Annotated in this window: 16 protein-coding genes and 1 pseudogene; 3 read left to right on the top strand and 14 right to left on the bottom strand. The window is 70.7% G+C overall.

Translation table 11 applies throughout. From position 1 onward, the window contains the following. Positions 1-17 precede the first annotated feature (17 nt). From C6Y14_RS39720 to rlmN, 4 genes are all read right to left on the bottom strand, one after another. Positions 18-1,049, bottom strand: a complete 1,032-nt coding sequence (locus C6Y14_RS39720; RefSeq protein ID WP_107021789.1) for an ABC transporter ATP-binding protein — start codon at positions 1,047-1,049, stop codon at positions 18-20. Positions 1,050-1,051: 2 nt separating this feature from the next. After that, positions 1,052-2,773, bottom strand: a complete 1,722-nt coding sequence (locus C6Y14_RS39725; RefSeq protein WP_107021790.1) for an ABC transporter permease — start codon at positions 2,771-2,773, stop codon at positions 1,052-1,054. After that, on the bottom strand, positions 2,749-3,831 hold the full coding sequence (locus C6Y14_RS39730; protein WP_107021828.1) for a thiamine ABC transporter substrate-binding protein: 1,083 nt from the start codon (positions 3,829-3,831) through the stop codon (positions 2,749-2,751). The genes C6Y14_RS39725 and C6Y14_RS39730 overlap by 25 nt, the downstream gene beginning before the upstream one ends. A gap of 246 nt (positions 3,832-4,077) precedes the next feature. Continuing rightward, positions 4,078-5,184, bottom strand: a complete 1,107-nt coding sequence (gene rlmN, locus C6Y14_RS39735) for a 23S rRNA (adenine(2503)-C(2))-methyltransferase RlmN (protein ID WP_107021791.1) — start codon at positions 5,182-5,184, stop codon at positions 4,078-4,080. 198 nt (positions 5,185-5,382) lie between these two features. Here rlmN and C6Y14_RS39740 point away from each other — a divergent pair, with 198 nt between their 5' ends. Both C6Y14_RS39740 and C6Y14_RS39745 read left to right on the top strand, forming a co-directional pair. Next, a complete protein-coding gene (locus C6Y14_RS39740; RefSeq protein ID WP_159074401.1) occupies positions 5,383-5,724 on the top strand; it encodes a DUF6233 domain-containing protein in 342 nt (113 codons plus the stop codon). A gap of 44 nt (positions 5,725-5,768) precedes the next feature. Beyond that, complete coding sequence (locus tag C6Y14_RS39745; protein ID WP_107021829.1) at positions 5,769-5,990, top strand: hypothetical protein; 222 nt, start codon at positions 5,769-5,771, stop codon at positions 5,988-5,990. 88 nt (positions 5,991-6,078) lie between these two features. Here C6Y14_RS39745 and C6Y14_RS39750 read toward each other — a convergent pair whose 3' ends face one another. From C6Y14_RS39750 to rpsB, 5 genes are all read right to left on the bottom strand, one after another. Next, positions 6,079-7,224 (bottom strand): phosphatidate cytidylyltransferase, encoded by a 1,146-nt coding sequence (locus tag C6Y14_RS39750; RefSeq protein ID WP_107021793.1) that lies wholly within the window; start codon positions 7,222-7,224, stop codon positions 6,079-6,081. Further along, positions 7,224-7,781, bottom strand: a complete 558-nt coding sequence (frr, locus tag C6Y14_RS39755) for a ribosome recycling factor (RefSeq protein WP_107021830.1) — start codon at positions 7,779-7,781, stop codon at positions 7,224-7,226. The genes C6Y14_RS39750 and frr overlap by 1 nt, the downstream gene beginning before the upstream one ends. 120 nt (positions 7,782-7,901) lie before the next feature. Further along, positions 7,902-8,675 (bottom strand): UMP kinase, encoded by a 774-nt coding sequence (gene pyrH / locus C6Y14_RS39760; RefSeq protein ID WP_107021794.1) that lies wholly within the window; start codon positions 8,673-8,675, stop codon positions 7,902-7,904. A 212-nt stretch (positions 8,676-8,887) separates the two neighbouring features. Next, positions 8,888-9,724: a translation elongation factor Ts gene (gene tsf, locus C6Y14_RS39765; protein WP_107021795.1), complete on the bottom strand. Its 837-nt coding sequence runs from the start codon at positions 9,722-9,724 to the stop codon at positions 8,888-8,890. Positions 9,725-9,875: 151 nt separating this feature from the next. Continuing rightward, positions 9,876-10,835: a 30S ribosomal protein S2 gene (gene rpsB / locus C6Y14_RS39770; protein ID WP_107021796.1), complete on the bottom strand. Its 960-nt coding sequence runs from the start codon at positions 10,833-10,835 to the stop codon at positions 9,876-9,878. A 344-nt stretch (positions 10,836-11,179) separates the two neighbouring features. On the opposite strand from rpsB, the pseudogene C6Y14_RS39775 reads away from it, so the two are divergent. Next, positions 11,180-11,740 (top strand): annotated as a pseudogene (locus tag C6Y14_RS39775) (murein hydrolase activator EnvC family protein); the annotation flags it as partial. A gap of 154 nt (positions 11,741-11,894) precedes the next feature. On the opposite strand, the gene C6Y14_RS39780 reads toward C6Y14_RS39775, so the two are convergent. From C6Y14_RS39780 to C6Y14_RS39800, 5 genes are all read right to left on the bottom strand, one after another. Further along, positions 11,895-12,452 carry a TetR/AcrR family transcriptional regulator gene (locus tag C6Y14_RS39780; RefSeq protein ID WP_107021798.1) on the bottom strand — a complete coding sequence of 186 codons (558 nt, stop codon included), beginning with the start codon at positions 12,450-12,452 and terminating at the stop codon, positions 11,895-11,897. A 297-nt stretch (positions 12,453-12,749) separates the two neighbouring features. Continuing rightward, positions 12,750-13,592, bottom strand: coding sequence for an RNA polymerase sigma factor WhiG (gene whiG / locus C6Y14_RS39785; protein WP_107021799.1), 843 nt, complete (start codon positions 13,590-13,592; stop codon positions 12,750-12,752). 272 nt (positions 13,593-13,864) lie between these two features. Beyond that, entirely contained in the window at positions 13,865-15,022 is a 1,158-nt protein-coding gene (gene dprA / locus C6Y14_RS39790; protein WP_107021800.1) for a DNA-processing protein DprA, read from the bottom strand. Positions 15,023-15,051: 29 nt separating this feature from the next. Further along, positions 15,052-16,674 carry a YifB family Mg chelatase-like AAA ATPase gene (locus C6Y14_RS39795; protein WP_107021801.1) on the bottom strand — a complete coding sequence of 541 codons (1,623 nt, stop codon included), beginning with the start codon at positions 16,672-16,674 and terminating at the stop codon, positions 15,052-15,054. Further along, the gene (locus tag C6Y14_RS39800; protein WP_225891512.1) at positions 16,674-17,126 is read right to left on the bottom strand and encodes a YraN family protein; all 453 of its coding nucleotides are present in this window, start codon (positions 17,124-17,126) and stop codon (positions 16,674-16,676) included. The genes C6Y14_RS39795 and C6Y14_RS39800 overlap by 1 nt, the downstream gene beginning before the upstream one ends. Between the last annotated feature and the right edge of the window lie 23 nt (positions 17,127-17,149).

A 17,149-nucleotide genomic window follows, 5' to 3' on the forward strand; every position in this document is an offset into this window, starting at 1 on the left:
CCGCAGGTCGAGTCCCATCAGCCCCCCGCAGCCCCTCCCAGCACGACAACCTCCCCCACATCGAAGACCACCCCGACCTCCTCCCCCGCCTCCGGCGCATCCCGCAGCGCACACGCCGCCTCCAGCCGCGGCGCCCCCTCCGCCTGCAGCTGTACGGCGACATGCGTCCCCCGGAAGGTCCGCGCGGCCACCGTGCACGGCAGCCCCTCCGCGACCGGTACGAGCCGTACCCCCGCGGGCCGCACGAGCAGCGTGACCTCCCCCTGCGGAGTACCCGAGGGCACCGGCAGCTTGCCCCAGGGCGTGTCCGCGGCCTCCCCGGAGACGACCGCCCCGGTCACGTTCTCGAAGCCGAGGAAGCGCGCCACGAACTCGTCGGCCGGCCGCTGCCAGACCTCAAGTGGCGTACCCGACTGGGCGATCCGCCCGTCCCGCATCACGACGACCCGGTCGGCGAGCGCGAAGGCCTCGCCCTGGTCGTGCGTGACCGCGAGCACGGTGGTGCCCAATTCACCGAAGAGTTCCCGCAGTTCGACCACGAGCCGTTCACGCAGCGAGCGGTCCAGCTGGCCGAGCGGTTCGTCGAGCATGAGCAGCCGGGGCCGGGGAGCCAGCGCACGGGCGAGCGCGACGCGCTGCTGCTCGCCCCCGGAGAGGGAGGCGACAGCCCTCCCCTGCGCGCCCGGCAGCCCCACGAGCGCCAGCAACTCCCCCACCCTGACCGTCTGTCGCTGCTTCGACTCCCCGTGCATCCGCAGCCCGAAGGCGACGTTTCCGGCCACGTCGCGCTGTGGGAACAGCTGGTGGTCCTGGAACATCAGGCCGACGCCCCGCTTGTGCGCGGGCACGCCGTCGAGGTCGCGGCCGTCCAGGAAGACCCGCCCGTCGTCCAGGTGCTGGAGCCCCGCGACGGCCCGCAGCAGCGTCGACTTGCCGCTGCCGCTGGGCCCGAGGACGCACACGATCTCGTGCTCGGCGACATCGAGTCCGACATCGTCGAGCACGGCCCGCCCCCCGAACCGTACGGTCGCCCCATCGAGCTTGAGCATCGTCAGAACTCTCCCGTCCGGTCGGAACGAAGGTCGGTGCGCAGGCGTTCGAGGACCAGCAGCGCCACCGCGCACACCAGCATCAGGATGGTCGACAGGGCCATGGCCTGCCCGTAGTTGAGGTCCCCGGCCCGTCCGAGCAGCCGTGCCACGGCGACCGGCAGTGTCGGGTTGTCGGGCCGTGCGATGAAGACGGTCGCGCCGAACTCGCCGAGCGACACCGCGAAGGCGAACCCGGCCGCGATCAGCAGTGCCCGCCGCACCATCGGCAGATCGACCTCGCGCCACACCCGCCAGGGCGAGGCGCCGAGCACCGCCGCGGCCTCGCGCAGCCGTCCGTCCACCGCGCGCAGCACCGGCAGCATGGTCCGTACGACGAAGGGGACACCCACCAGCGCCTGTGCGAGCGGCACGAGGATCCAGCTGCTCCGCAGGTCCAGCGGCGGCTCGTCGAGCGCGATGAGGAAGCCGAAGCCGACGGTCACGGCGGAGACGCCGAGCGGCAGCATGAGCAGCGCGTCGAAGCCGCGGACGAGCCGTCCGAGCCGTCCGGTGTCCCGCCGGGTGAGGGCGGCGGCCGCGAGTCCGCCGATCAGCAGGGCGATGGCGGTCGCGGCGAAGGCGTACCGCAGCGAGTTGCCGACGGCGTCGATCGGCGGGACCAGGAAGAGACTGCCCTCGTTGCGGGTGAGCGCCTTGTAGTAGCCGAAGCCGGGGGCGTCGAGCGAGCGCTCGACGAGGACGGCCAGCGGCAGCACGAGCAGGACGGCGATGGAGCCGAGGACGCCCGCGAGCAGCGCCCACTGCCCTGCCCCGCGCGGCCGTCGTGCGGTCGCGCCCGCGTCCACCAGCCGCAGGGCGGTCTCCCGCCGCCGTACGGTCCGGGCGTGGACGGCGAGGATCGCGCCCACCGCGGCGAACTGGACGAGCGTCAGCACGGCGGCCGTGGAGAGGTCGAAGATCTCCGAGGTCTGCCGGTAGATCTCGACTTCGAGGGTGGAGAAGGTGGGGCCGCCGAGGATCTGCACGACACCGAAGGAGGTGAAGGTGAAGAGGAACACCATGAGCGCGGCGGCGGCCACGGCCGGGCCGAGCGCCGGGAGCGTCACCCTGCGCCAGGCCGCGAACGGGGAGGCGCCGAGCACCCTGGCGGCCTCTTCCTGCCGCGGGTCGAGCTGCGACCAGAGGCCGCCGACCGTGCGGACGACGACCGCGTAGTTGAAGAAGACGTGCGCGAGCAGGATGGCCCACACGGTGGTGTCCAGGCGTACGCCCCACAGCTCGTCCAGCAGCCCGCCCCGCCCGAGCAGCGCCAGGAAGGCGGTGCCCACGACGACCGTGGGAAGCACGAACGGCACGGTGACGACCGCCCGCAGGATCTGCTTGCCCCTGAACTCGAAGCGCGCGAAGACGTACGCGCCGGGGAGCGCGACCAGCAGGGTGAGCGCGGTCGAGGCGAGCGCCTGCCAGGTCGTGAACCACAGGACGTGCCGGATGTCGGACTGTCCGAGCACGTCCGCGATCCGCCCGAACCGCCAGACCCCGTCGGCCTTCAGCCCGCGGGCGGTGATCGCGGCGACCGGATAGGCGAAGAACACCCCGAAGAACGCGACGGGCACGGCCATGAGCCCGAGCCGCGCCACGCTCCCCCGGCGTGAGGACCGCGAAGACCGCGAAGACCGGGGCCGCGCGCCGGCCTCTACTTCAGTACGAGCGAGGTCCATGTCTTGACCCACTCGTCACGGTTGTCGGCGATCCTGGCGGGGTCCAGGGTCTCGGGGTTCGCGGCGGCGGGACCGTACTGCGTGAACGCGTCGGGCACCTTGGCGCCCTCGATCACCGGGTACACGAACATGTTGAGCGGCATGTCCTCCTGGAACTGCTTGCCGACCAGGAAGTCGATGAGCGCCTTGCCGCCCTTGCTGTTCTTCGCGTTGCTCAGCAGGCCCGCGTACTCGACCTGGCGGAAGCAGGTGCCCTCCGCGACTCCGGTCGGCGCGGTCTTGGGCTTGGGGTCGGCGTAGATGACCTCGGCGGGCGGCGAGGAGGCGTAGGAGACGACGAGCGGCCTGTCGCCCTTGGCCTTCTTGCCGCCGGCGGACCCGGAGAACTCCTCGTTGTAGGCCTGCTCCCAGCCGTCGACGACCTTCACGCCGTTGGCCTTGAGCTTCTTCCAGTAGCCTTCCCAGCCCTTGTCGCCGTACTCGGCGGCGGTGCCGAGCAGGAAGCCGAGGCCGGGCGAGGAGGTCGAGGCGTTCTCGGTGACGAGCAGATCCTTGTACGCGGGCTTGACCAGATCGTCGAAGGACGTCGGCACGGCCAGCTTGTGCTCACTGAACCAGGCCTTGTCGTAGTTGACGCAGATGTCTCCGGAGTCGATGGGCGTGACCCGGTGCTTGTCCTGGTCGACCCGGTACCGGGCCTGGATGCCGTCGGCGCCCTCGGCCTCGTACGACTGGAAGAGTCCGTTGTCGAGCGCGCGGGAGAGCAGGGTGTTGTCGACGCCGAAGAAGACGTCTCCCTGCGGGTTGCCCTTGGTGAGGATCGCCTTGTTGACGGCCTGCCCGGCGTCGCCGTCCTTGAGGACCCGGACCTTGTACCCGGACTCCTTCTCGAACGCCTTCAGCACGTCCTTGGTGTAGGCGAAGGAGTCATGGCTGACGAGGGTGACGGTCTTGGACCCGGAGCCCTCGTCACCGCTCCCGGAGTCGGACGACCCGCACGCGCTGAGCGCGGCGAGGCCGAGACCGCCGGCCGCGACCACGGCGGTGATCCTGAAGATGTTGCTCTTGGCGCTCTTGGCGCTTCTGGTGCTCACTCGATTCCTCCTGGGTTGACCAGGAAGAGACGCGGCCCTGCCCGGGACCTCGAACGGATCCCGGGCAGGGCGCAACAGCTTGAGTAGTGACCGAACTTCCTACCCAGAATGACCTGGGCGAGGTTCAGAGGGTCTGCGGGCTGTCCCGCACTCTCAGCGCTGTGGCGCTCCCCTGTCGGAATATGAAGATGTACGTATCTCTGCGCCAGACTACCGCTCGGTGGCCGCGAGCTGTCCGCACGCCCCGTCGATCTCCTGGCCACGGGTGTCCCGGACGGTGACGGGCACACCATGGGCGGCGATCGCCTCGACGAACGCCTTCTCGTCCTCGGGCCGCGAGGCGGTCCACTTGGAGCCCGGCGTCGGGTTCAGCGGGATCAGGTTCACATGCACCGGCTTGCCCTTGAGCATCCGCCCGAGCCGGTCACCGCGCCACGCCTGGTCGTTGATGTCCCGGATGAGCGCGTACTCGATGGAGAGCCGGCGCCCCGACCTGGCCGCGTACTCCCAGCCCGCGTCCAGCACTTCCCGTACCTTCCACCGTGTGTTGACCGGTACGAGGGTGTCGCGCAGCTCGTCGTCCGGGGCGTGCAGGGAGATGGCGAGACGGCACTTGAAGCCCTCGTCGGCGAACCGGTTGATGGCGGGGACGAGACCGACGGTCGAGACGGTGATCCCACGCTGCGAGAGCCCGAGCCCGTCCGGCTCCGGGTCGGTGAGGGCCCGGATGGACTGGACGACCCGCTTGTAGTTGGCGAGCGGCTCACCCATGCCCATGAAGACGATGTTGCTGAGCCGCGCCGGACCGCCGGGGATCTCCCCGTCGCGCAGCGCCCGCATGCCGTCGACGATCTGGTGCACGATCTCGCCGGTCGACAGGTTCCGGTCGAGACCGGCCTGTCCCGTCGCACAGAACGGGCAGTTCATCCCGCAGCCGGCCTGTGAGCTGATGCACATGGTGACCCGGTCCGGGTAGCGCATCAGCACGGACTCGACGAGCGTGCCGTCGAAGAGCCGCCAGAGGGTCTTGCGGGTGGTGTCGTCGTCGGTGGACAGATGCCGCACGACCGTCATCAGCTCGGGCAGCAGCGCTTCCTGCAGCTTGGCGCGCGAGCCGGCAGGGATGTCGGTCCACTGCTCGGGATCGTGCGCGAACCGCGAGAAGTAGTGCTGCGAGAGCTGTTTGGCACGAAACGGCTTCTCACCGACCGCGGCAACGGCCTCTTTACGCTCGGCAGGCGTGAGATCGGCAAGGTGCCGCGGCGGCTTCTTGGCTCCGCGGGGGGCGACGAATGTGAGTTCTCCGGGCTTAGGCATGGCTGTACCAGTGTCGCAGATCGATTCGTGTGACCTGAGCCGCGAGGTTTCGGGGGCGTGCGGCCCTGCGAGGCGGTCGCCGCACGCCCCCGGCCGCTGGCGCACACCCCCGGCCCCTTCACGGCCCCGCACGGTTTCAGGGGCCCTTCCGGCGGTCGCGTTGCCATCTAGGCCACACCAGGACCTAGAATCGAACGCGTGTCCGATAAAGTGTCTCGTCTGGATCGCCTGCGTAGCGTCCGCGAATGGCTGGCCTGGCAGCTGCGCCGCACGGACGACACCATCGCCGAACTCGAACGTCAGGAGGCAGCCACCGCCCGTACCGCGCGCACAACGCCCTCATCCACGCCCGGCTGGAAGCTCGCGCTGCGCAGAGCGGGTGGCAGACCCACCCCCGACGCCGTCCATACGAGCGACTGCGGCATGGCAGGCAAGAACACGAAACCGCTGCCCCGCGAACAGGCGCTCCGGGCGATCACGGAGGACGGCATCACCGCGTGCCCCTACTGCCGGCCCGACAACGATCTGGGTGTGCTGTGAACGGCGAACGACCGCAGGACGAGAACACGAGCGGGACGAGCGGGATGAGCGGAACAAACGCGGCGCCCATCGTCGTGCACCGCATGACGGGCGCCCGCGGGCGCCGGGTCACCATCCACGGCCAGGTCTTCGGCCTCGCCCACAGCGACACCGACCTGGCCGAGTTCCTGCGCCGGGCGGGCCTGCCGGACGACGCCTGGGAACTGCTGGACGACCCGCGCTGGGTGAAGTGGCAGGGTGGCCGGCCGCACGAGTACTCCCCGTAGGACCGGTACTCCCCTGCGGGCCCGGACGCCGAGGACCCCCGGCCGTGATCGGCCGGGGGTCCCCGAGGTCACGCGGTGCCAGGTCCGGTCAGCCCGATCCGACGAAGAGCACCAGCAGCAGCCACACCACGGGAGCGGTGGGCAGCAGCGAGTCCAGCCGGTCCATGATCCCGCCGTGGCCCGGGAGCAGGGTGCCCATGTCCTTGATGCCCAGGTCCCGCTTGATCATCGACTCGCCGAGGTCGCCGAGCGTGGCGCTGGCCGCGACCGCGAAGCCGACGATCAGGCCCTGCCACCAGGTGCCGTCGTCGATGAGGAACTGCATGCACAGCGCGCCCGCCACCATCGCGAAGGCGACCGCGCCGAGCAGGCCCTCGCGGGTCTTGCCGGGGCTGATGCGCGGGGCGAGCTTGTGCGTGCCGAAGCGCCACCCGACGGCGTACGCGCCCGTGTCGCTGACCACGGCCAGCAGCAGGAACGTGAGGACCCGCCACGCGCCGTCGTCCGCGGTGAGCATCATCGCCACGAAGGTGGCGAGGAACGGGATGTAGAAGGCCGCGAAGACTCCCGCGGTGACGTCCTTGAGGTAGCCCTCGGGCGGTTCCGTCATCCGCCAGACCAGGACCGCGAGCGCGGTGAGCGCCATGGCCACCCAGGCACCCTCGGGCCCGCGGACGTAGCCGGCGACGACCATCGCCGCGCCGCCCACCGCCAGCGGCACGAGCGGCGCCTTGATGTCCTTGCGCTCCGCGAGCCTCGACGTGAGCTCCCACAGACCGACCACGACAGCGACCGCTATGACGCCGATGAAGACGGCCTTGACGACGAACAACGACGCGACGATCACCACGCCGAGCCCGACCCCGACCCCTATGGCAGCACCCAGGTCGCGGCCCGCGTTCTTCTTCTGCGGCGCGGGTGCGGGCTGTGCGGCGCTGGTCATGGGCTCCTGCGGATTCAGCGGGTGCTGCGACGAAGTCCGGAAGGGCGGCGGCGTCGACGGTGGCGGCGTCTCGTCGCGAAACAGGGGGCCGCCCGTCCGAGCAGCCCCCCGGTCGTCATCCTGGTCTCCGCCATGCGCGGGTACGTCGGGCACGATGGGCATGGGGCGAGTCTGCTGCGCGTGGTGCGCATCGTACGCGGGACCCGCCGGGGCATCCCCCTGGACAGGCCCCCGGTCGGACGGCCCCCAGTACCCGGCTTGTGGCGGCGCCCCCCAGGAAGAGTCGTTCATCAGACTTCGAGCAGCTCTGCTTCCTTGTGCTTGAGCAGCTCGTCCACCTGCGCGACGTACTTCGCGGTGGTGTCGTCGAGCTCCTTCTCCGCACGGCGGCCCTCGTCCTCGCCGACCTCGCCGTCCTTGATCATCTTGTCGATGCCGTCCTTGGCCTTGCGGCGGACGGAACGGATCGAGATCTTGGAGTCCTCGGCCTTGGTGCGGGCCACCTTGATGTAGTCCTTGCGGCGCTCCTCGGTGAGCTCGGGGAACACCACCCGGATGATGTTGCCGTCGTTGCTCGGGTTGACGCCGAGGTCGGAGTCGCGGATCGCCTGCTCGATGTTGCGCATCGCGCTCTTGTCAAACGGGGTCACCACGGCCATACGCGGCTCGGGCACCGAGAACGAGGCCAGCTGGTTGATCGGGGTCAACGCGCCGTAGTAGTCCGCCACGATCTTGTTGAACATCGCCGGGTGCGCACGGCCTGTGCGGATCGCGGCGAAGTCCTCCTTGGCGACCACGACGGCCTTCTCCATCTTCTCCTCGGCTTCGAGGAGGGTCTCTTCGATCACCACTTGCTCCTGCGTGTCTTGAGTAGGCCCGGCTGCGGTTCCCTGGCGGTTAGGCGGCCGGCTGCGTCGCGTCTTATTCCTGAACGGTTCCCGACCGGCAGGACATTGTCCATCCCCCGGTCAGGCCCGACTGCCCTGGTCACCCACAAGCGTGCCGATCTTCTCACCCTTGACCGCCCGAGCGATATTGCCCTCGGTCAGAAGCTCGAAGACGAGGATCGGGAGCTTGTTGTCGCGGCACAGCGTGATCGCGGTCATGTCGGCGACCTTCAGGTCGCGGGTGATGACCTCGCCGTAGCTGAGCGCGTCGAACTTGACCGCTGTGGGGTTGGTCTTGGGGTCGGAGTCGTAGACCCCGTCCACACCGTTCTTGCCCATCAGCAGCGCTTCGGCGTCGATCTCCAGAGCGCGCTGGGCGGCGGTGGTGTCCGTGGAGAAGTACGGCATGCCCATCCCTGCGCCGAAGATGACCACACGGCCCTTCTCCAGGTGCCGTACGGCTCGCAGCGGGATGTACGGCTCGGCGACCTGCCCCATGGTGATGGCGGTCTGCACGCGCGAGTCGATGCCCTCCTTCTCCAGGAAGTCCTGGAGGGCGAGGCAGTTCATGACGGTGCCGAGCATGCCCATGTAGTCGGAGCGGGCCCGGTCCATGCCGCGCTGCTGGAGCTCGGCGCCCCGGAAGAAGTTGCCGCCCCCGATGACGACGGCGATCTGGGCACCGCCGCGGACCACCGCGGCGATCTCCCGGGCCATCTTGTGCACCACGTCGGGGTCGACGCCGAGCGCTCCGCCACCGGCGAACGCCTCACCGGAAAGCTTCAGCAGAAAGCGGCCGGAGCCCTTGCCGGTGTCGCTCTTTTCGTCCTTGTCGGCGGCCTTGGTGGTGGTCATGGAGATCTCGCCTCTTCTACGTGTCGCACATACGGGTCGCACATACGAAGAAGGCCACTGCCGGCGGGGTGTTGTTCGCATCCCATGCGCGGCAATGGCCTCCTCGTCTGATCTGCTGTCGTCCGTTCACGCCCGCGCGTGACGGTCTGCGCGACCGACACGGACGACTGCTGTCGACCCTAGCGGGATCGCGCGTCGATCGCGGTACGGACTCAGATGCCGACCTTGATGCGCGAGAAGCGCTTCAGGGTGACACCGGCCTCGTCCAGGACCTTCTGGACGGACTTCTTGTTGTCGAGCGCGTACGGCTGGCCGAGGAGGGTGGCCTCCTTGAAGAAGCCGTTGACGCGACCCTCGACGATCTTCGGGAGCGCGGCCTCGGGCTTGCCCTCGGCGCGGGTGGTCTCCTCGGCGACACGGCGCTCGGACTCGACGACCTCGGCCGGAACGTCCTCACGGGAGAGGTACTTCGGCGCGAAGGCGGCGATGTGCTGCGCGATGCCCTTGGCGAGACCGGCGTCGGCCTTGTCCAGCTCGACCAGGACACCGATCTGCGGGGGCAGGTCGGGCATGGTGCGGTGCATGTACGCGGCCACGTAGGCGCCGGAGAACTGGGCGAAGCGGTCGAGGACGATCTTCTCGCCCAGGTTCGCGTTGGCCTCGTCGACGAACGCCTGGACCGTCTTGCCGGACTCGATCTCCGAGGCGAGGAGCGCCTGGATGTCGGCCGGGGAGGTCGCGGCGGCGTGCTCGGCGATCTGGTTGGCGACGACCTGGAACTTCTCGCTCTTGGCGACGAAGTCCGTCTCGCACTTCAGCTCGACCAGGACACCGGAGGTGTTGTCGTCGGCGATGATGGAGACCACGGCGCCGTTCTCGGCGGAGCGGCCCTCGCGCTTGGCGACGCCCTTCTGGCCCTTGATGCGCAGCGCCTCGACGGCCTTGTCGACGTTACCGTCGGCCTCGTCCAGCGCCTTCTTGCAGTCCATCATGCCGGCGCCCGTGAGCTCACGGAGCTTCTTGACGTCGGCGGCGGTGTAGTTCGCCATGATCTGTGAATCTCTTCTCGGAGTTCGAAGTCTCTGCAGTCGGCGTCCGCCGCTGATCGGGCGGGCGTCCACCGAAGATCTACGGGCTGGGGGTGAACGGCGGGCGACGCACCAGGCGCCGCCCGCCCTCACTCAACCGTGACGCTGGACGTCAGGCCTGCTCGGCCGCGGCCGGCTTCTCAGCCTCGGCCTCGGCGGGGGCCTCGGCGGCAGCCGGAGCCTCGGCCTCGGCGGCGGGGGCCTCAGCCGGAGTCTCGGCCTCAGCGGCGGGGGCCTCGGCGTCGGCGGCCGGAGCCTCGGCGGCGGGCGCCTCGGCAGCGGTCTCGTCGGCCTTCTTCTCGCCGCCCTCAAGCAGGTCGCGCTCCCACGCGGCGAGCGGCTCGCCCGCGGCCTTGTCACCCTCGGCGGCCTTGCCGGCACCGGAGCGGGCGATGAGGCCCTCGGCGACGGCGTCGGCGATCACGCGGGTGAGCAGGGTGACGGAGCGGATCGCGTCGTCGTTGCCCGGGATCTTGTAGTCGACCTCGTCGGGGTCGCAGTTGGTGTCGAGGATGGCGACGACCGGGATGTTGAGCTTCCGGGCCTCACCGACCGCGATGTGCTCCTTCTTGGTGTCCACGATCCAGACGGCGCTGGGCACCTTGGACATCTCGCGGATACCGCCGAGGGTCTTCTCCAGCTTGGCCTTCTCGCGGGAGAGGACGAGCAGCTCCTTCTTGGTGAGGCCGGACGCGGCCACATCCTCGAAGTCGATCTGCTCAAGCTCCTTGAGGCGCTGCAGACGCTTGTAGACGGTCGAGAAGTTGGTGAGCATGCCGCCCAGCCAGCGCTGGTTCACGTAGGGCATGCCGACGCGGGTCGCCTGCTCGGCGATGGCCTCCTGCGCCTGCTTCTTCGTACCGACGAACATGACCGTGCCGCCGTGGGCGACGGTCTCCTTGACGAACTCGTAGGCGCGGTCGATGTACGACAGCGACTGGAGCAGGTCGATGATGTAGATGCCGTTGCGCTCGGTGAAGATGAAGCGCTTCATCTTCGGGTTCCAGCGACGGGTCTGGTGACCGAAGTGGACGCCGCTTTCCAGCAGCTCCCGCATCGTGACGACGGCCATGGCCGTACTCCTTGGTGTTCTCGGTTGTGCCGCGTCCGCCGGACGGCGGTCGCGCCTGACGCCCGCATTGCGCCTTGCCACGAGGGACCGAGGGGCGCTGACATCGGCTGTTTCACGGCCTGATGTCGGGGCGTGCGAAGTCGACCCGGTGACCCGGATCGCCACAAGAAGTGTACGGGACCCACGGGGTGCCGGGTGACGCCGCTGTCCACAACCGACGGGTACTCCACAGATCCTGACCATGATCCCTTTTTTCATGCCGTCCGAGGCACGGTTCTCGCATGCGAGCAGACCGTTTTCTTCGTACGGGGCCGGCGCCGCGGCCCGCCCTGGCAGTGACCGCCATGCTGGCGCTCGGCCTCCTGCTGTGCCTGGTCCTCGGCGGCGGGCCCGCGGCCATCGCCCGGGCCGGCGACCCCAGCCTGGGTGCCGGCGGTGCGGACCCGCCGGTCCCCGCCGTCGGCCGCGCCTGGCCGGTGGGGTCGCGGCCGCCGGTGACGCGCGGCTGGGAGCCACCGGCGACCGCCTACGGCCGGGGCCACCGGGGCGTCGATCTCACCGCGGCCCCCGGCACCCCGGTCAAGGCCGTCGCGCCCGGCCGCGTCTCCTTCGCCGGCCGGGTCGCGGGCCGCGGGGTCGTCTCCGTCGAACTGGCCGGCACGGGCACCCCGCCCCTGCGCACCACGTACGCGCCGGTGGCGGCGACGCTGAACAAGGGCGCCGAAGTGGCCGCGGGCGAGGTGGTGGGCGTACTGGAACTGCCGACGTCCCACTGCCCGATGTCATGCCTCCACTGGGGCCTGCGCCGCGGGGACACCTACCTGGACCCGCTGTCGCTGCTGCCCCCATGGCTGCTGACCAGGGGACCGTCCCGCCTGCTACCGGTCACGGGAATCCCGGAACCGGAGCGGAAACCGGAACCGGACGCGATACCAGAAGCCGTCGCGGCGCCGAAAGCGGCGCGGCACGGAACGAGGAAGGGGGCGCGTCACCCAAAGCGGGAGCGGGCGCAGCGCCTTGAGCGGACGGGCGCGCGGCTCTCACGTGACGCAACCGCCGTCAGCCGCGCACGCCCCGCAGGGCCATCGCTACGGCGGCCTCGGTGATCACTCCGGGCTCCTCGGCCGCGCCGAGCTCGATCCTGCGCACCGCCGCGTCCGCGATCCCCTGGAGAAGCATCGCGGCCATCCGGGGCTGCTCGTGCCCCATGTCCCGCAACGCCTCCACGATCATCGCGACGAGCCCCCCGTGCGCGGCGCGGATCTTCTCGCGCGCGCCGGCGTCGAGCTCACTCGCGGAGATCGCCACGACGGCCCGGTGCCGCCGGTCCCCCACCAGGGCGAGCTGACGGCGGACGTACGCCTCGACCTTGCCCTCGGGTGTCCCCGCCAGCGACATCGCGGTCTCGACCTCGGCGGCCCAGAGCGGGAAGTCGACCTCGCAGAGCTCTTCGACGACCGCCGCACGGGAACGGAAGTACTCGTACACGGAGGACCGCGCGAGGCCCGTCCGCTCGGCGAGCGCCGGGAACGTCAGAGCGTCCGTCCCGCCTTCGGACAGCAGGGACCGCGCCGCGTCCAGCAGGGCGCTTCGCTGCATCGACCGGTGCTCGGCCACGGAGGCCGCTCGAATCCTTGGCACGCCCCCACTTTACGGACGCCCCGCCCTGGACGGGAGACTCTCGCCCGTCAGGCCTCGATCAGCCGCCGCTCACCGGCACCGGCCCGAGGGGATTCCTCCCCACCCGGACCACCCGGACCACCCGGCCGACACGCCTCCCGCCCGCGCGACAGAAGTCCCGAGGAGGACGGTTCCACGAGGTCAGCGGGGCGTGTGCGGATGGCGGGGCCGACGGGAGCGGACGGCGAGGCCGGAGGGTGGCGAGCGGCGAGCGGCGAGCGGCGAGCGGCGAGCTCAACGCCCGAAGCTCGCCAGTTTCGCCCGGAGCTGGAGCACGGACTTGGTGTGGATCTGGCTGACGCGGCTCTCCGTCACCCCGAGCACATTGCCGATCTCGGCGAGCGTGAGGCCCTCGTAGTAGTAGAGGGTCACCACGGTCTTCTCACGCTCGGGCAAAGTGTTGATGGCGCGCGCCAGGAAACGCCGCAGCTCACGGTCCTCCGCGACCTCCACCGGGTTGTCGGCCGCGGTGTCCTCAAGGGTGTCCATCAGGCTCAGCCGGTTGCCGCCCTCACCGCCGACATGCAGCAGCTCCTCCAGGGCCACGACGTTGGCCAGCGACAACTGGCCGAACACCGCGTGCAGTTCGTCGACCGCGATCCCCATCTCGGCGGCCACCTCGCACTCCGACGGCGTACGCCGCAGCCGCGCCTCCAGCGTCGCGTACGCCCGCTCGACGTTGCGGGCCTTCTGCCGCACGGACCGGGGGATCCAGTCGAGCGCCCGCAGTTCGTCGATCATCGCGCCCCGGATCCGGGTGATCGCGTACGTCTCGAACTTGATCTCCCGTTCGATGTCGAACTTCTCGATCGCGTCGATGAGCCCGAACACGCCCGACGAGACGAAGTCCGCCTGCTCCACATTGGGGGGCAGCCCCACACTCACCCGGCCGGCTACGTACTTCACCAGCGGCGAGTAGTGCAGGATCAGCTGCTCGCGCAGCCGCCCGTCACCCGTGGTCTTGTACGACCTCCACAGCTCGTCGAGCGTCGAGGGGGCGGGCGGCCGCACGCCGCCGTCACGGGCGGCGGGGGTAACCGCCGCCGCCCGGTCGGACCCGGAGGTGTGCTGGGGCATGCGTCGCCTTGTGCCGTTCTGCAGTGAACTGTGAGTAACTGCGTGAGCTGTCGGTCTGATGTCGAGTTGCCTGTCTGAGTCGGAATCCATGTGAGCGTAGCGTGACTGGAGAGTCGCAGTGTGCGAACAGTGCTGGACTCACCGTGCGCAGATACGTTCCGCTGGATGTCCCGCGGAGGCATGGCCGTCGCCGTGTGTGATCATCTCGGAGCGTCAACTGACGGAAATCCCGGGGGCATCGGGGAGTAGCCCGGACGGCCGAACACTCTCGGTCAGCGGCACCCCCGATCCCTGTCGATGGGCAGAGCGGCCTGGCGTGTCAACTTCCAGCCGTCGCCGTGTCGTTCGACGAAGCCAAGTGAGCGGAGTTCGTACAGTCTCGCGACCGCGTCGTCCTCGGACGTCCCGGCGTCCCTGGCGATGGCCTGCCGCGACGCCGCCTCCCGGGCCGGCAGCGCGGCCAGCACCTGGGCGGCCGCCGGGTCCAGGAGGTCGCGTGGCAGCACCGGTCCGCGCCGAGCCGTGGCCAGCTCGCCCATGTCACCGACCAGCTCGGCGACTTCCGCGGCGTCGGTGACCAGCACCGCGTCCCCACGCAGGAGTTCGTGCACACCCGCCGAGAGACCGCTGGTGGCCGGGCCCGGCACTCCCATCGTGAATCTGCCCAGCCGCTCGGCGGCCCGGGCGGTCGCCAGCGCACCGCTCCGGTACGCCGCCTCCACGACCACCGTGCCGCGCGTCAACGCCGCGATGACCCGGTTCCGCAGAATGAACCTGCTCGGAGTCGGATGGTCGCCGGGCGGCAACTCCCCGACCACCAGACCCTGTTCGGCGATCCTGGTGATCAACTGGGTGTGGCCGCGCGGATAGGGCCGGTCGACCCCGCAGGCGAGCACGGCGACGGTGGCGCCGCCCGCCCCGAGAGCGCCCCGGTGTGTCGCGCCGTCCACGCCGTAGGCACCTCCCGACACCACGACCCACCCCCGCTCCGCGAGTCCGGCGCCGAGCGCCGACGCCATGTGGGCGCCGTACTCGGTACAGGCCCGTGCCCCCACGACGGCGACGGAGCGCAGCGCCCATATCCGCAGACTGGGCAGCCCCCGCACCCACAGCCCGACAGGTCTCGCGTCTGCCAGGTCGTCCAGTTGCGCGGGCCATTCCGGGTCACCGGGACACACGAACCGTGTCCCGCTGTCCCGCGCCACCGCGAGGTCCCGCTCCGGGTCCGCCCGCTCGGCCCGGGCCCGCAGGCCCGCCCATCTCACGTCGGTCACCCCCGGCAGCTGCTGTCCGCCTCCGGCGAGGCGCCGGACCACCTCCTCCGCCCCGTGCTCACGGAGCCATCGGCCGCAGACCTCGTCCCCCGGTTCGACGACCCGTGCGAGGAAGGCCCGGTGGAGCCGATCTCCGTCCCCGCCCGCTCCATCCACCGGGAAGCCTTGATCAAGGAAGCCGTGATTCACCGGGAGGCCCCGATCGCCATCGGCACCCCCCGGGGAACCCCGGTGCGCAGTTGCAGCGCGAGGGTCACGTCAGCCACCCCCGGCCGGTCACGACCGGCGAGGTCAGCGACGGTCCAGGCGACCCGCAGGACGCGGTCGAGCCCCCGGGCGGTGAGCACACCGCGCTCCAGGCTGCGCTCCGCGTCGTCCATGGCGCCCGGGGACGCGTACCACCGGCTGCGGAGTTCACGGCCCGGGACCTCGCTGTTCGTGTGCCAGGGGGTGTCCGTCAGACGTGCGGCGGCCCTCGCCCTGGCCTCCCGGACCCGGTCGGCGACCGTCTCGGTGGTCTCGCCCCGCGCGCCCCGCTCCGTCAGCTGGGCGCGGGTGACGCGGTCCACCTCCACCCTCAGGTCGACGCGGTCGAGCAGTGGTCCGGAGAGCCGGGCCTGGTAGCGGCGGATCATGGAGGGCGAGCACTCGCACAGGGTGTCCCGCTGTGAGAAGCGGCCGCAGGGGCAGGGGTTGGCCGCGAGGACCATCAGGAAGCGTGCCGGGAAGCGCACGACGCCGGCACTGCGCGCGATCACCACATGCCCGGACTCCAGGGGCTGGCGCAGTGCGTCGAGGGCCCGGCTGCTGAACTCCGGCGTCTCGTCCAGAAAGAGAATTCCCCTATGGGCGAGCGACACCGCACCCGGCCGTGCCACCCCCTGGCCGCCGCCGACCAGAGCCTGCATGGTCGCCGAGTGATGCGGGGCGCAGTAGGGGGCGACGTCGACCAGGGGTTTGCCGGGTGGCAGCAGGCCCGCGACCGAGTGGACGGCCGTGACCTCCAGGGACTCGCTCCGGCCGAGCCGCGGCAGGATGGCGGGCAGCCGCTCGGCGAGCATGGTCTTGCCCGCTCCCGGCGGACCCTCCAGGAACAGATGGTGCCCGCCGGCCGCGGCGACCTCCACCGCGGTCCGTGCCGAGAGCTGGCCCACGACGTCGGCGAGGTCGTGTTCGTGGTCGTGGTGGGCGGCGCCCATGCTGTGCATTCCGGTGGCCGCGCCCGTGCCCGGCATGCGCAGGCCCGCGAGCGGATCGGTCCTGCCCTGCTCGTCCGGATCCTCGTCGGGCACCGGTTCGTCCGTGAGGACCGCGATGAGCTGACGGAGGCTGCGGACGCCGAGCACCGACACACCTGGTACCAGGGAGGCCTCGGCGGCCGCGCTCTCGGGCACCACCACCTGTTCGTATCCCGCCTCGGCGGCGGCCAGCACGGCCGGCAGCACACCTCGTACGGGCCGGACCCGTCCGTCCAGGCCCAGCTCTCCGATCATCACGATGTCGGCGAGCACTCGGGGATCGATGCGCTCCGAGGCGCCGAGGGCCGCGCAGGCGATGGCGAGGTCGAAGCCGCTGCCGCCCTTCGGCACCGAGGCCGGGCTGAGGCCCACGGTGAGCTTCTTCTGCGGCCACTCGCCGCCGGAGTTGACCACGGCCGCCCTGACGCGGTCCTTGCTCTCCGTCAGGCTCTTGTCGGGCAACCCCACCAGGGTGAACGCCGCGACTCCGGGCTCCAGGTCCGCCTGGACCTCGACGACGACACCGTCCACGCCCACGAGGGCCACCGAGCACGTACGCGCGAAGCCCATCAGGCCGCCCCTCGCACGTGCTCCACGACGGGGGCGCCGCGGTCGGGCAGCAGGACGCCCACGACGTCGATGCGCACGCCGCCGGGTGGCGCCCCTCCGTGTTCCTGCAGCCAGCGCTCGGCGAGGCCGCGCAGACGCTCGGCCTTGACGGGGGTCACCGCGGCCATCGGGTGTTCGAAGGGCCCAGCACGGCGGGTCTTGACCTCGCAGACGACCAGTGCGTCGCCGTCGCGGGCCACGATGTCGATCTCGCCGGTCCGGCCCGCGCGCCAGTTGCGCTGCAGGACCGTCATTCCGGCCTCGGCCAGCCGGCGGGCGGCCAGGTCCTCGCCGTACCTGCCGAGTGCGTTGCGTGCCTTGGACGCGTTGGATGCCTTGGACGCGTTGGGCGCGTTGGGCGCGTTGGGCGCCTCGGAAACCCTGGAAACCTCGGATGCCTTGGACGTCTTCATGTCGGCACCACCTCCGGCGCCAA

Source organism: Streptomyces dioscori, from assembly GCF_003024195.1.
Taxonomy (GTDB): Bacteria; Actinomycetota; Actinomycetes; order Streptomycetales; family Streptomycetaceae; genus Streptomyces; species Streptomyces dioscori.

Excerpts from the sequence above, each read along its gene's own strand:
- C6Y14_RS39800 (WP_225891512.1), bottom strand. The coding sequence starts at position 17,126 with ATGAAGACGTCCAAGGCATCCGAGGTTTCCAGGGTTTCCGAGGCGCCC.
- tsf (WP_107021795.1), bottom strand. The coding sequence starts at position 9,724 with ATGGCGAACTACACCGCCGCCGACGTCAAGAAGCTCCGTGAGCTCACG.
- C6Y14_RS39795 (WP_107021801.1), bottom strand. The coding sequence starts at position 16,674 with ATGGGCTTCGCGCGTACGTGCTCGGTGGCCCTCGTGGGCGTGGACGGT.
- C6Y14_RS39725 (WP_107021790.1), bottom strand. The coding sequence starts at position 2,773 with ATGGACCTCGCTCGTACTGAAGTAGAGGCCGGCGCGCGGCCCCGGTCT.
- C6Y14_RS39745 (WP_107021829.1), top strand. The coding sequence starts at position 5,769 with ATGAGCGGAACAAACGCGGCGCCCATCGTCGTGCACCGCATGACGGGC.
- whiG (WP_107021799.1), bottom strand. The coding sequence starts at position 13,592 with ATGCCCCAGCACACCTCCGGGTCCGACCGGGCGGCGGCGGTTACCCCC.
- C6Y14_RS39750 (WP_107021793.1), bottom strand. The coding sequence starts at position 7,224 with ATGAACGACTCTTCCTGGGGGGCGCCGCCACAAGCCGGGTACTGGGGG.
- rpsB (WP_107021796.1), bottom strand. The coding sequence starts at position 10,835 with ATGGCCGTCGTCACGATGCGGGAGCTGCTGGAAAGCGGCGTCCACTTC.
- C6Y14_RS39720 (WP_107021789.1), bottom strand. The coding sequence starts at position 1,049 with ATGCTCAAGCTCGATGGGGCGACCGTACGGTTCGGGGGGCGGGCCGTG.
- pyrH (WP_107021794.1), bottom strand. The coding sequence starts at position 8,675 with ATGACCACCACCAAGGCCGCCGACAAGGACGAAAAGAGCGACACCGGC.
- rlmN (WP_107021791.1), bottom strand. The coding sequence starts at position 5,184 with ATGCCTAAGCCCGGAGAACTCACATTCGTCGCCCCCCGCGGAGCCAAG.